The 12553-nt window shown below is 68.9% G+C and carries 11 protein-coding genes; 5 read left to right on the forward strand and 6 right to left on the reverse strand.

Going from position 1 to position 12553, the window contains the following annotated elements; all coding sequences use genetic code 11:
- Positions 1-86: 86 nt before the first annotated feature.
- Positions 87-755, forward strand: coding sequence for an MT-A70 family methyltransferase (locus CRT60_RS24495; protein ID WP_098739173.1), 669 nt, complete (start codon positions 87-89; stop codon positions 753-755).
- Between the two features lie 9 nt (positions 756-764).
- Here CRT60_RS24495 and CRT60_RS24500 read toward each other — a convergent pair whose 3' ends face one another.
- From CRT60_RS24500 to CRT60_RS24515, 4 genes are all read right to left on the reverse strand, one after another.
- Complete coding sequence (locus CRT60_RS24500; protein ID WP_244592730.1) at positions 765-1394, reverse strand: HAD family hydrolase; 630 nt, start codon at positions 1392-1394, stop codon at positions 765-767.
- A 13-nt stretch (positions 1395-1407) separates the two neighbouring features.
- A complete protein-coding gene (locus CRT60_RS24505; protein WP_244592731.1) occupies positions 1408-2187 on the reverse strand; it encodes a DsbA family protein in 780 nt (259 codons plus the stop codon).
- A gap of 147 nt (positions 2188-2334) precedes the next feature.
- On the reverse strand, positions 2335-3765 hold the full coding sequence (locus CRT60_RS24510) for an esterase-like activity of phytase family protein (protein ID WP_244592732.1): 1431 nt from the start codon (positions 3763-3765) through the stop codon (positions 2335-2337).
- A gap of 162 nt (positions 3766-3927) precedes the next feature.
- A complete protein-coding gene (locus CRT60_RS24515) occupies positions 3928-5304 on the reverse strand; it encodes a M48 family metalloprotease (protein WP_098739175.1) in 1377 nt (458 codons plus the stop codon).
- A 67-nt stretch (positions 5305-5371) separates the two neighbouring features.
- On the opposite strand from CRT60_RS24515, the gene CRT60_RS24520 reads away from it, so the two are divergent.
- On the forward strand, positions 5372-6691 hold the full coding sequence (locus CRT60_RS24520) for a gamma-glutamyltransferase (RefSeq protein ID WP_244592733.1): 1320 nt from the start codon (positions 5372-5374) through the stop codon (positions 6689-6691).
- Between the two features lie 55 nt (positions 6692-6746).
- Positions 6747-7910: a pyridoxal phosphate-dependent aminotransferase gene (locus CRT60_RS24525; protein WP_098739177.1), complete on the forward strand. Its 1164-nt coding sequence runs from the start codon at positions 6747-6749 to the stop codon at positions 7908-7910.
- A 51-nt stretch (positions 7911-7961) separates the two neighbouring features.
- Here CRT60_RS24525 and CRT60_RS24530 read toward each other — a convergent pair whose 3' ends face one another.
- Entirely contained in the window at positions 7962-8699 is a 738-nt protein-coding gene (locus CRT60_RS24530) for an SDR family NAD(P)-dependent oxidoreductase (RefSeq protein WP_098739178.1), read from the reverse strand.
- A 394-nt stretch (positions 8700-9093) separates the two neighbouring features.
- Between CRT60_RS24530 and CRT60_RS24535 the strand changes: the two genes are divergently transcribed.
- A complete protein-coding gene (locus tag CRT60_RS24535; protein WP_098741009.1) occupies positions 9094-10251 on the forward strand; it encodes a ChaN family lipoprotein in 1158 nt (385 codons plus the stop codon).
- A gap of 8 nt (positions 10252-10259) precedes the next feature.
- On the opposite strand, the gene CRT60_RS24540 is transcribed toward CRT60_RS24535, so the two are convergent.
- Positions 10260-10868 (reverse strand): NUDIX hydrolase, encoded by a 609-nt coding sequence (locus CRT60_RS24540; RefSeq protein ID WP_098739179.1) that lies wholly within the window; start codon positions 10866-10868, stop codon positions 10260-10262.
- Positions 10869-11015: 147 nt separating this feature from the next.
- On the opposite strand from CRT60_RS24540, the gene CRT60_RS24545 reads away from it, so the two are divergent.
- Positions 11016-12473, forward strand: coding sequence for a DNA recombination protein RmuC (locus CRT60_RS24545; RefSeq protein WP_244592734.1), 1458 nt, complete (start codon positions 11016-11018; stop codon positions 12471-12473).
- The last annotated feature ends 80 nt before the right edge of the window (positions 12474-12553 follow it).

Raw genomic sequence — 12553 nt, forward strand, 5'->3', positions numbered from 1 at the left:
GGTTCAGACCGGATTGACGGCGCAGTCCCCCCGTGCGAGTTTGCACCCCTTCCGGTACCGCATTTGTTCAGGATTTCGAGGCAGCGATGGGCGACAGCAAGACGGTGGAGACGACATCGGATCCGGCGCAGGATCTGGTGGCCTTCGCCGGTGACCGGCGCTTCGCCACCGTGATGGCGGACCCGCCCTGGCGCTTCGTCAACCGCACCGGCAAGATGGCGCCGGAGCACCGCCGCCTGTCGCGCTACGGCACCATGACGGTGGAAGATATCTGCGCCCTGCCGGTCGCCGACATTGCCGCCCCGACCGCGCATCTTTATCTCTGGGTCCCCAACGCCCTGCTGCCGGAAGGCTTGCAGGTGATGCGCAGCTGGGGGTTCGAGTACAAGACCAACCTGATCTGGCACAAGGTGCGCAAGGATGGCGGGTCGGACGGGCGCGGCGTCGGCTTCTACTTCCGCAACGTGACCGAACTGATCCTGTTCGGTGTGCGCGGCAAGAAGGCCCGCACGCTGCCGCCCGGCCGCACCCAGGTCAATCTGATTGAAAGCCGCAAGCGGGAGCACAGCCGCAAGCCCGACGAGCAGTATGAACTGATCGAGGCGTGCAGCCCCGGCCCCTACCTGGAGATGTTCGCCCGCGGCGCCCGGCCCAACTGGTCGGTCTGGGGCAACCAGGCCGACGACGGCTATGAGCCGACCTGGAAGACCTACGCGTTCAACTCCGCCACCGACCGCGAGGCGGCAGCGGAGTAGGGGGACGCGTTACAGCAGCCCCAGCGCATCCAGATCGCGCCGCAGCGCCTCCGCACCCAGGAACAGGTGTGCCGACATGCCGACAGACTTGGCCGCCTCGACATTGTCGGGGTTGTCGTCGATGAAATAGCAGTCCTTGGGATCGAGACCGTAACGATCCATCAGCAACCGATAGATCGCCGGGTCGGGCTTCACCAGCCGTTCCTCACCCGAAACGATGATCCCGTCGAAGCCATTCAGGAAGTCGAAGCGCTTGCGCGTCAGTTCGAACTTCTCGACCGAGAAGTTGGTGATGGCATAAACGGGAACGCCGCGGGCCTTCAACTCCGCCAGGATGTCCGGGGTGCCGGGGATCGGGCCGGGCACCATGCGCTCCCACATGTCGTCATAGGCGCGGATCAGCTCGGCGCAGTCCGGATGCTCCTCGGTCAGCAGGGCGACCGCGTCCTTCCAGGGGCGGCCGCGGTCCTGCTCCAAATTCCAGGCGGGGGTGCAGACCCCGTCGAGGAAATCTTCCATCAGGTCTTCATAGCCGTCGAACAGCTCGCGGTAGAGGTGCCGCGGGTCCCATTCGATCAGCACCTGCCCGACGTCGAACACGACGATGGATGGCTTGGCCCGCTCGGTCATTCCGGTCATCGAACGATCCGCCTCAACCCTTGGCGCGGGCGGCGTCGGTCAGCCGCTTCATGTCGTCCAGCTTGATGGCGCCGGGCACCAGCTCGTCACCGAAGACGAAGGCGGGGGTGCCGCGGATGTTCAGCTTCTCGGCGAGCGCCTGATTGGCGGCGATCACCTTCAGCACGTCCGGCGATTCCATGTCCTTCTTCAGCCGGTCGGTGTCGAGCCCGACCGACTTGGCCAGCCGCATGATGACCGCCTCGTCCAGCTGGCCGCGCTGGGCCATCAGGGCGTTGTGGAATTCGACATATTTGCCCTGCCCGCGCGATGCCAGCGCCGCCTTGGAGGCGACCAGGGACGCCGGCCCCAGGATCGGGAATTCCTTCAGCACGAAGCGCAGCTTGGGATCGCCCTTGATCAGCGACTGGGTGTCGGCCTGAACCGCCTTGCAGTAGCCGCACTGGTAATCGAAGAACTCGACGACCGTGACGTCGCCCTGCGGGTTGCCGATGACCGGATCGGCGGGGTTGCGGAGCAGTTCCTGCTTGTTCTCGGTCAGCGCCTTGCGGGCCTGTTCGGCCTCCGCCGTCTTCTGGCGCTCCTGCATGGCGTCGACGGCCTGCAGGATCACCTCCGGATGCTCCATCAGGTAGTCGCGGACGATCTTCTCGATGGCGGCCTTCTGGTTGCCGTCGAAGCTTGCCGATTGCGCATTGGCCGGGGTGGCGGCGGACAGCGCCAGCGCCGCGACGGGCAGGGCGAGCAGGGCGGAACGCAGGAACGGCAGGGCGGGGCGCATAAGGCGGCGCATGGGGGGCGGTCTCCGAAACACGAAGGATATTGGGCCGAAGGCCGCCCACACTGGACCGACAATCCGGTCCGGACAAGCGCAAAACGCCTGCCCGGACCTCACGTTTCAGCGAGCGGCCATCACCCATCGGCCGTCACCCGTCACCTGTCAGCGGGCGCGCAGCAGTTCGCCCACTGAAAGCAGAGCCATCTCGTCGCCGTCGGCCTTGCCGATGGTCCGGCCGGTGGAATAGGGCAGGTTGTTGTCGTTGACGACGACGATGTGGTCGCCATCGACGATGTTCACCCCCTCAGGCCCGAGATGGGGCATGACGAAGCGGCCTTCCGGGGCCTGGCCGGCGCGGGCCTTGTGGTCGGGGTCGGCGATGTCGGTCAGGTCGATGTAGCCGACCTTGCGGACGAAGCCGTCGGCATCCGCCCCGGCGATGTCGATCTTGTAGATGCGCTTGAAGGCGGCCGGCGCGTTGAAGCAGTCCGGCTTGATCTCGCCCTGGCAGGCCTGGGTCTTCGCCCCTTCGGTGGTGTCGTCGCGCTCGATCACCAGGGCGCTGCCGTCGTCGATCATCGCCATGTCGGCGACGACGTTGGCGTTGTCCTCCAGCCTGTACTTCCACGACTTGCCGGTGTACGTGCGGGTGGCGACGTCAAATTCGAGGATACGGGTGTACGCGCGGCCGTCCTTGTTCTCGAAAGCATTGGCGGCGGCGCTCCACAGCGGGCCTTCCAGCGACGGGTACAGCGTCTTGCCGTCCGGCGACACGCCCATCGGCTCGAACCCGCGGGAGCGGCGGACCTCGAAAGTCACGGCACCCGGCACCGCCGGCAGGCCGTTGTTGCGGTAATGGTCGGGCGAGCGGGCCGGCTTGCCGTCGATCACCGTCTCATGAACCGCGATCACCACGCCGTCCCGGCTCAGCTCCAGGATATAGGGGCCGAACTCGTCGCCGATGAACAGGCGGTCGTTCTGGACCACCAGCGATTCCGGATCGAAATCCGCGCCGGTCAGGTAACGGCTGCTGGTGTTCTCGTTGACGATGGCGAAGGGGACCTTGCGGTCGGGATCGCGCAGGAAGGTCGTTTCCAGCCGCTGCATGGCGCCGCTCTGCCAGTCCGGCTTGACGCGATGGACCATCAGCAGCGCATCGACCGAGTTGACCTTGCTGCCGAAACCGTTGTCGGTCAGGGCCAGGAACTCGCCATTGGGCTGCGGCACGACGGCGGAGAAACCCTGCACCGCCTGGCCGGCGACCGGCAGCATGATCTCCGTCTCACGCGGAGCCTTCGGATCGGCGGCGAAGGAGGTCGCGCGGATGGTGCCCACGGCGTCGACGCGCTTGCGGTCGGCATTGGTGAACTTGCCGGCGGTGGCGAACAGTGGACCGGCGTCGGCCGGCGCCTGCACCAGCGTGTCGGCCGGCAGCATCGCATGGCCGGCGAGCGTGGCGGGATAGCGCTTGGCCTGCTGGTCCTGCGCCTGGGCCGCGGCAACGGTCAGGCTGGCGGACATCAGGGCGGCGGTGGCGAGCAGCGCGCCACGCCAGGAGGCGAGGCGCCAGGACGGCAGGCGGACTGACGGCATGCGGTGTACTCCGTGGACGGAACAGCGCGCCCTGTTTCACTCAGGCGTGCTCGATGTCCGCGGAATAGCAAGCGGCGATGACGTGGCCGGGACGGTTCAATGACCGTTGCGTTACCGGAAGGACGCTTTGGTCATATGACCAAAGCGCCGACGACGATCCCGTCAGCGCTCCGGCTTGTCGGCCCCGCCAGTCTGGCCGCGGATGTCCTGGGCGCGCAGCCAGCCGGGCGATCCGGCAGGCAGCATCCTTTCCGCCCGCTCCGCCTGGGCCTTGGCCATCGGCATGTCACCGCGCGCCAGCGCCTCCTCCGCCGTGGCGTAGGCGACCATGCCGTCGTTCTTCTTCATGCTCCAGGCCTGGGCGGTCAGCCGCCACAGGAAAGCCGACTGCGCCTTGCCCTTGGAGGCGATCTGCAAATTCTTCAGCGCCTCGTCGGCCAGACGGGGGTCGTGCTGCTCCAGCAGGGCGTGGGCGAGGGAGACCCGGATCGTTCCGGCATCGGAACCGGCCATCTCCACCGCCTTCCGATAGGGAGCCACCGCATCCGGCGCCCGGCCGGTCTGCAGCATCAGGTCGCCCTTCATCTCATAGAGATAGGGGTTCTTCGGTTCGTCGGCGATCAGCCCGTCGACAAGCGGCGTCGCCTGCTTGACGTCGCCCTGGCGGAAATAGGCATAGGCGCGGCCGTAGCGGGCGGCGGGCGACGGATCGTTCACCTTGTAACGGACCAGGGCGCCGCGCGGGTCGAGATAGCCGTAAAGCTTGGCCTGGACGCGCCGCAGGTCGGCCTCCGTCGCCGACGGCAGCTGGGCATTGCTGTAGCGGGAGCGGGCGACGAAGGCCTTCACTGCGTCGATGCGCTCGCGCGTCAGCGGGTGGGTCAGGCGATAGCCGGCGTCGCGGTCGTTCATCAGCGGGTCGTTGACGCCCAGCTTCTCCAGGAAGGTCTCCATCCCCTTGGCGGAGATCCCCGACTGTTCCAGGAAGGACAGGCCGGCCTGATCGGCCGAGGCCTCCTGGGTGCGGGAGAAGGACAGATAGTTCCGCTCCGCCAGATGCTGGCCCAGCATGACGCCTGCCGCACCGGCGCCGGCATTGCGCGAGGCCAGACCGCCGGCGATGCCGAGACCCATGCCGAGCAGCGAGGCGAGGAAGGCATTGTCCATCGCCTCCGCCCCGCGGACCAGATGGCCGCCGGAGATGTGGCCGGTCTCGTGCGCGATCACGCCCAGCAACTGGTCGGCGTTGTCGACGTCCAGCAGCAGCCCGGTGTGAATGAAGATGTTCTGTCCGCCGGCAACGAAGGCGTTCACCGTCGGGTCGTTGATCAGCAGAATCTGCACCGAGTCCGGGTCGATGCCGGCCGCCTGGAAGATTGGCCGGGCCATCTTGCGGATGATATGGTCCGTCTCGGCGTCGCTGAGGATTTGCATCTCCGAGCGGCGCTGCGCGCTCGCCGGTGGCGCTCCCCACACCAGCGACATCAGACATACGGACATGATGGCGACGACCGAAACCAGCCTGCTGGGCTTGCGCACCGTGACGACCTCCGGCTTGGAACAGCGGACCCCCGCGCACGACCGGCGGAGCCCACGACACACTCGCTTGCAAATCTGGCAACGGTTGGGCGCGGTTGCCATAGCTGCATCACTGCTGTCGGGCTGCGTCAACACCAAGTTCAAGACCGACGCCACGGTGCAGAGCTTCGTCGTCGCCGACGAGCCCTATGCCGCCGGTGTGGGGCGCGACATCATCGCCCAGGGCGGCAAGGCCGGCGACGCGGTCGCGGCGATGGCCCTGGCGATGACAGCCAGCCTGCCGTCGCGCGTCGGGCTGACCGGCGGCGGCGTCTGCGTGCTGTTCGACGCGGCGTCGAAGAAGGCCCGCACCATCGATTTCCTGCCGCGCCCGGCCGGTGCCGGCGTCGTCGCCATGCCGGCGATGGCACGGGGCCTGTATGCGGTCCAAGCCGCCGCTGGCGTGATGCGGTGGGAGCAGGTCGTCGCCCCGGCCGAACAGCTGGCCCAGTTCTCTCCCGGCCTCAGCCGCGCACTGGTGCAGGATCTCGGCACCTTCGGCGGGCGGCTGGCGCCCGACTCCGAGACGAGGCGGCGCTTCCTCGGCAGCGGCACTCCGGCGGTTGGCGCCGTGGTCGGCCAGCCGGAGCTGGCGGCGACGCTGTCGATCCTGCGCCGCCAGGGGGTGGGTGCCTTCTACAACGGCCCGCTCGCCGCGACGGTTGCCCAGGGTACCGGCATCGACCCGGCGCAGCTGCGGGCCTACCAGCCGCGCGTTGTCGGCACGCTGACCGTGCCCTTCGACATCACCGACCTGCATGTTCCCGACATGAGCGATCCGGAGACCGGCGCCGCCCTGGTCCAGGCCTGGAAATCGGTTGCCGCCCTTCCTCCGGCCGAGCGCGCCACCCGCGCCGCCCAGCTGCTGGGTGCCACCGGCAAAGGCGCGACTGCCGCCGGGGCTGGCGTGATGGTGATCGATCCCGACGAGAACGGTGCCGCCTGCGCCTTCACCCAGGGAGCACCCTTCGGCACCGGCCGCGGTATCCCCGGCACCGGCATGCTGGTGGCCCAGGGCGTGGACCGCGGCGGCTTCGGTGCGCCGGCTCTGATCGCCAACTCCATCATCGGCCGCACCCTGTTCGCCGGGGTCGGCACCGCCAACGGCGACGACGGCCCGGCCGCCGGCCCGGCGGCACTGCTGTCGGTTGCCCTTCCCGCCGGCCTGGAGGACAAGTCCACCGCCACCCAGATCCAGGCGGCCCGCCCGCAATCCATCCCCGGACGCGTCAGCTTCGTCGGCTGCCGGGTGTCGGTGGAAGATGGAATCCGCTATTGCCAGGCGGTGAACGATCCGCGCGCCGCCAGCCTCGCGCTGACGGTTGAAAGCGAGCGCAAGCGGGACTGAGTCCCGGACAATAATGGCCCGGCCCAAGGCCGGCGACAGGTAGAGACGGACGATCATGAGCAAGCAGCCCAAGGTTTCCAAGCGGGGCGCCATTCCGCCCTTCTTCGTGATGGAAGTGATGCGCGCCGCCGCCGAGCGCGAAGCCGCCGGCCTGGAGGTCCTGCATATGGAGGTGGGGCAGCCGTCCAGCGGCGCGCCGAAAGGCGTGGTGCAGGCGGCGGCCACCGCGGTGGTCGGCACCGATCCGCTGGGCTACACCGGTGCGCTCGGCATCCCGCCGCTGCGCGCCGCCATCGCCAAATGGTACAAGGACCGCTACGGCGTCGAGGTGCCGGAGGGCCGCGTGGTCGTCACCACCGGGTCGTCGGGTGCGTTCCAGCTGGGCTTTCTCGCCGCCTTCGATCCGGGTGACCGGGTGGCGATGGCCTCGCCCAGCTATCCGGCCTACCGCCACACCCTGACTGCAGCCGGCGTGGTCCCGGTGGAACTGCCGACCGGGCCGGAGCATCGTTTCCAGCCGACCGTCGAACTGCTGGAGGCGCTCGACGAGCCGGTGCAGGGGCTGATCGTCGCCAGCCCGGCCAACCCGACCGGCACGATGCTGAGCCGGGAGGAATTGACCGCGCTGTCCGACTGGTGCCGCGCCAACGGCGTGCGCATGGTGTCGGACGAGATCTACCACGGCCTGACCTATGGCACCGACGCGGTCACCGCGGCCGAGGTCAACGATCAGGCGCTGGTGGTCAACAGCTTCTCCAAATATTTCTCGATGACCGGCTGGCGGCTGGGCTGGATGATCGTTCCGGACGATCTGCTGCGCTCCGTCGAATGTTTGGCGCAGAACCTGTTCATCTCGGCGCCGACGCTGAGCCAGGTCTCGGCGGTCGCCGCCTTCGAGTGTACCGAGGAGCTGGACGGCCACGTCGCCCGCTATGCCCGCAACCGCGCGCTGCTGCTGGAGGAGCTGCCGAAGGCTGGTTTCACCAAGATGGCCCCGGCCGATGGCGCCTTCTACATCTATGCCGACGTGTCGGACATGACCGACGACAGCGAGGCGCTGGCGAAGCGGATCCTGGAGGAGACGGGCATCGCCTGCACCCCCGGCATCGATTTCGACACCGCCCGCGGCCGCCGCTTCCTGCGCTTCAGCTTCGCCGGGTCGGAAGCGACCATCGCCGAGGCGGCGCGGCGGCTGATCGCCTGGAGGGCCGGGACGTAGGACGTTTTCCGGCGGGGGCCTTCGCTGTGGCGGCCCCCGCCGTCCTCCCGTTCAGAACAGATGCTGCCCGCCGGTGATGAAGGTCTCCGTCCCCGTCACATAGGCCGAGTCCGGGCCGCACAGGTAGAAGATCACCGCGGCGACATCCTCCGGCGTGCCCATGCGCTTCAGCGGGATGCGCGGGATCAGCACGTCATATTCCGGGCCGGTCATCGCCGTTTCGATCTCTCCGGGGGCCACCGCGTTGACGCGGACGCCGATCTCCGCGAACTCCACCGCCATTTCGCGGGTCAGGCCGGACAGGGCCGCCTTCGAGGTCGAATAGGCCGAGCCGGCGAAGGGATGGACCGAATGGCCGGCGATGGAGGTGACGTTGACGATCGCCCCCTTCGCCCGCGACAGCGGAGCGGCGAAGCCGCGCGCCAGAACCAGGGCGGCGAAGAAGTTCAGCTCGAACACCCGGTGCCAGCCCTCGATCGAGCCGTTCAGGCAGCCGAGCCGCTCCTTGATCGGCGTCTTCGGCGAAATGCCGGCGTTGTTGATCAGGGCGTGCAGCGGCGCCCCGTCCAGCGCCTTGTTCGCCTCCTCGACGAAGGCGGCACGGCTGGCGGGGTCCGACAGGTCGGCCGGGATGTGGTGGGTCCAGTTGGGATCGCGGCGGCAATGGGCCGGCACATCCTCGCGCGAGCAGGAGATCACGCGCCAGCCTTCGTTGCTGAACCGGGTGACGGTGGCGTGTCCGATACCCCGGCTGGCGCCGGTGAGAATGACGACTTTGCGGTGCGGCATGGGGGGCTGCGCTTCACGAATGATTGCGGTCGGCGGGGGAAGCGGACGCCCTGGGAACGGCCTCGGGAGTTCCGGATGGGAGGATCGAAGGCCCCCTCATCCGCCGGTGGTCCACCGCCTGCGGCGATCCTACCCGCCGCCGCACCGCCTGTCATCACCGCCTGTCATCCGTCAGTATGCCAGCTTCGCCCGGCTGTCCGGTCTGAGCCGGGGGCGGCATATGGCGCGGCAGAACGACGCAATCGGCGGCCTTGTCCATTGACCTTGCGCCTGGCAGCGCCAACCTTGGCGAATCCCCGCAAGACGGAGCCAGCCCTTGCCGCGCCAGCCCTTCCGTCCTCTTGCGCCTTCATTGCGCTGTCGGCTCGTCCTGCTGACCGTCACGGCGCTGTCCATGACGGCTTCGGCCGGCTGGGCTGCGGAGCCCTTGCGGGTCGCCTGCGTGCCGCCCGGCGTCTGGGCCGACAGTGCCGGTGCGGCGGTGGAGCCGGTGCCGCTGCTGCGCCGCCTTGCCGAGGCGCCAGTGGTCCTGCTGGGGGAGCAGCATGACAAGGCGGACCACCACCGCTGGCAATTGCACACCCTGGCCGGCTTGCATGCGCTGAACCCCGACCTTGCCGTCGGGATTGAAATGCTGCCGCGCCGGCTGCAACCGGTGCTCGACCGCTGGGTGGCGGGCGGGATGACGGAGGGCGAGTTCCTGAAGGCGACGGACTGGCGCACGGTCTGGGGCTTCGACCCGCAATTCTATCTGCCGATCCTGCAATTCGCCCGCCTGCATCGGCTGCCGGTGGTGGCGCTGAATGTGGAACGGTCGTTGATCGGCCGCACCGCCCGCAACGGCTGGGCCACCATCCCGGAGGCGCAGCGCGAGGGCGTCGGCACGCCCGCTGCCCCGACGGAGGCCTACCGCAACCGCCTGACCGAGACGCTGGCGGCGCACGACCGCTCCGAAGCCCGCTCCGCCGCACCGGCCGACGCGCCCGACAGCGCGGTCAAGCGCTTCATCGAGGCGCAAGGCGTCTGGGACCGTGCGATGGCGGAGAAGATCGCCGAGACCCGCCGCACCACCGGCCGTCTCGTGGTCGGCATCCTGGGGGAGGGGCATGTCGCCAGCCGTGACGGCGTTCCGCACCAGCTGGCCGATCTCGGCATCGGCGATGCGGCCGTGCTGCTGCCTTGGGACGCCGACCGCGACTGCGGCGAGCTGGATGGCCGCATCGCCGATGCGGTGTTCGGCCTGGGGCCGGAACGGGAGGATGCGGAGCCGCAGCGCCCCAAGCTGGGCGTGCAACTCGACCCCGGTCCGGAGGGCATCACGGTGGGGGCGGTCAGCGGCGGCAGCGTGGCCGCGGCGGCGGGCCTGCGCACCGGCGACCGCATCCTGATCGCTGCCGGCACGGCGGTGCGCGCACCCGCCGATCTGGTCGCGGTGATCCGCCGGCAAGCGCCGGGCACCTGGCTGCCGCTGACCATCCGGCGCGATGGGGCGGAGCAGGAGGTGGTGGCGAAGTTCCCGGCGGACGGGGCGGCGCACCCGCCCCAACCCTGACTTGGCCCCTACAGCATCTTCTCCCACCGGGCGAGCGCGTCCGGCGTGGGGTTGACCGCCGGGGCGCAGTCGGAGCGGCCGAGCCGCTCATGATGCTCGCGCAATGCCCAGACGACGGTGGGGAAGGCAAGCTCGTTCCAGGGGATGTCCTTCCACTCGAACAGGCCGACCTCCAGGCTTTCCGGGCCGGGCTCCACGTCGGGCGAGAGCAGGCGGGCGCGGAAAATCATCTGGACCTGGCTGATGCGCGGGATGTCGTAGATCGCCAGCAGATGGTCGATGTCGATGCGCGCCCGTGCCTCCTCCCAGGCTTCGCGGGCGGCGCCGTCACGGGTGCTCTCGCGCTCTTCCATATAGCCGGCGGGCAGGGTCCAGTAGCCCTTGCGCGGCTCGATGGCGCGGCGGCAGAGCAGGATGCGGCCATCCTCCCAGGTCGCAACGGCGCCCACCACGATCAGCGGATTCTGATAGGCGATGTAGCCGCAGTCCGGGCACAGCAGCCGCTCGCGGTCCTCGCCGGGCGGGATGGCGCGGACACGCGGGCCGCCGCAGTTCGGGCCGCAATCGTACTTGCCGATATCGGGGGATTTGTCGTCTGGGAGAGTGTCGTCTGGCATGGTTTCCGATATGGCGCCGGATTCTTGGTTGGGCAAGCGGAGAAAGCGAAAGCCGGGCCGGTGCCGTGTTTGGTGCGTTCGCGCCTTGTTCCAATTCGCGATTCGTTCCGATAGGCTGCTTCCGGTCCAGTGGTGAGGGGATTTGGGGTGACGCAGTTCCTGGTCAACGGGATGGTGGTGGACGGTCTGTCGCTGGGCATCGGGTTGGCGACCGGTCTGCTGCTGGGCGCCGCCGTCGCCTGGGCGGTGCTGCGCGCCGCTGCCGGGCGGGCCGAAGCGGCGGCTGCCGCTCTGCACGCTGAGTTCGCCACCCGCCTCGACCTCGCCGAGCGGACCGAGGGCGATCTGCGCGAGGAGATCGAAGCGCGCGACCACCAGATCTCCCGCCTGCATGGCGAGGTCGCCAACGCCCGCGAACGCCATGCCCAGCTGTCCACCCGGTTGGAGGCCGAACGGACCGCGGCGGCGGAAAAGATGGCGCTGCTGGAGCGCGCCCAGGCGGCGCTGGCCGACAGCTTCAAGGCGCTGTCGGCGGAGGCGCTGCACCAGAACAACCGCAGCTTCCTCGATCTGGCGCGGGAGACGCTGGCCGGCTTCCAGGAGCAGGCGAAGGGCGACCTCGACAAGCGCCAGACCGCCATCGCCGCCATCGTCGATCCGGTGCGCCAGAGTTTGGAGGCGATGGACCGGCAGATCCGCGACCTGGAAAGCACGCGGGCGGGGGCCTATGAGGGGTTGAAGCAACAGGTGCTGTCGCTGGTGGAGACGCAAAGCGCGCTCAGGGCGGAAACCGGCAACCTCGTCCGGGCTCTGCGCACCCCGGCGGCGCGTGGGCGCTGGGGCGAAATCCAGCTGCGCCGGGTCTGCGAGATGGCCGGGATGCTCGACCATTGCGATTTCGTCGAGCAGGTGTCGGTCGACAGCGGCCGGCTGCGCCCTGACCTGATCGTCACGCTGCCCGGCGGCAAGACCCTCGTGGTCGATGCCAAGACCCCGCTGGAAGGCTATCTGGACGGCATCCAGGCGGTCGACGACACGGTCCGGCGCGACGGCATGGTCCGCCATGCCCGCCATGTCCGCGACCACATGAAGCAGCTCGGTACCAAGGGCTATTGGGACCAGTTCGACGACAGCCCGGAATTCGTCGTGCTGTTCCTGCCCGGCGAGAACTTCTTCTCGGCAGCGCTGGAGCAGGACCCGGCGCTGATCGAAGCCGGCATCGACCATCGGGTGATTCTGGCGACTCCCACCACCCTGATCGCCCTGCTGCGCGCCGTCGCCTACGGCTGGCGGCAGGAGCGGCTGGCCGACAATGCCCGCGAAATCAGCGCGCTCGGCGCCGAGCTGTACAAGCGGCTGTCCGATCTGGGCGGTCATATGGACCGGTTGGGCGGGCAGTTGGACAAGGCCGTCGGCTCCTACAACAGCGCTGTCGGTACGCTGGAATCGCGGGTGCTGGTCAGCGCGCGCCGTTTCCGCGATCTGCATGCCGCGCCGGAGGGGGCGGAGATGCCGCTGCTCGAACCGCTGGACCACAGCCCGCGCCGCCTACAGGCGACCGAGCTGCGTGCGGTTCCGCCGGTCGAGACCACCGCGGCCGATTGAGGCATTCCGACCGATGGATGAAGGGCCGCCGGCGTGCTATCCCTGCGGCCTGACAGCTTTATCGATCCGATGGAACCCGC

This window comes from Azospirillum palustre, assembly GCF_002573965.1.
Classification (GTDB): domain Bacteria; phylum Pseudomonadota; class Alphaproteobacteria; order Azospirillales; family Azospirillaceae; genus Azospirillum; species Azospirillum palustre.

Excerpts from the sequence above, each read along its gene's own strand:
- CRT60_RS24525 (WP_098739177.1), top strand. The coding sequence starts at position 6,747 with ATGAGCAAGCAGCCCAAGGTTTCCAAGCGGGGCGCCATTCCGCCCTTC.
- CRT60_RS24510 (WP_244592732.1), bottom strand. The coding sequence starts at position 3,765 with ATGCCGTCAGTCCGCCTGCCGTCCTGGCGCCTCGCCTCCTGGCGTGGC.
- CRT60_RS24540 (WP_098739179.1), bottom strand. The coding sequence starts at position 10,868 with ATGCCAGACGACACTCTCCCAGACGACAAATCCCCCGATATCGGCAAG.
- CRT60_RS24530 (WP_098739178.1), bottom strand. The coding sequence starts at position 8,699 with ATGCCGCACCGCAAAGTCGTCATTCTCACCGGCGCCAGCCGGGGTATC.
- CRT60_RS24500 (WP_244592730.1), bottom strand. The coding sequence starts at position 1,394 with ATGACCGGAATGACCGAGCGGGCCAAGCCATCCATCGTCGTGTTCGAC.
- CRT60_RS24495 (WP_098739173.1), top strand. The coding sequence starts at position 87 with ATGGGCGACAGCAAGACGGTGGAGACGACATCGGATCCGGCGCAGGAT.
- CRT60_RS24535 (WP_098741009.1), top strand. The coding sequence starts at position 9,094 with ATGACGGCTTCGGCCGGCTGGGCTGCGGAGCCCTTGCGGGTCGCCTGC.
- CRT60_RS24505 (WP_244592731.1), bottom strand. The coding sequence starts at position 2,187 with ATGCGCCGCCTTATGCGCCCCGCCCTGCCGTTCCTGCGTTCCGCCCTG.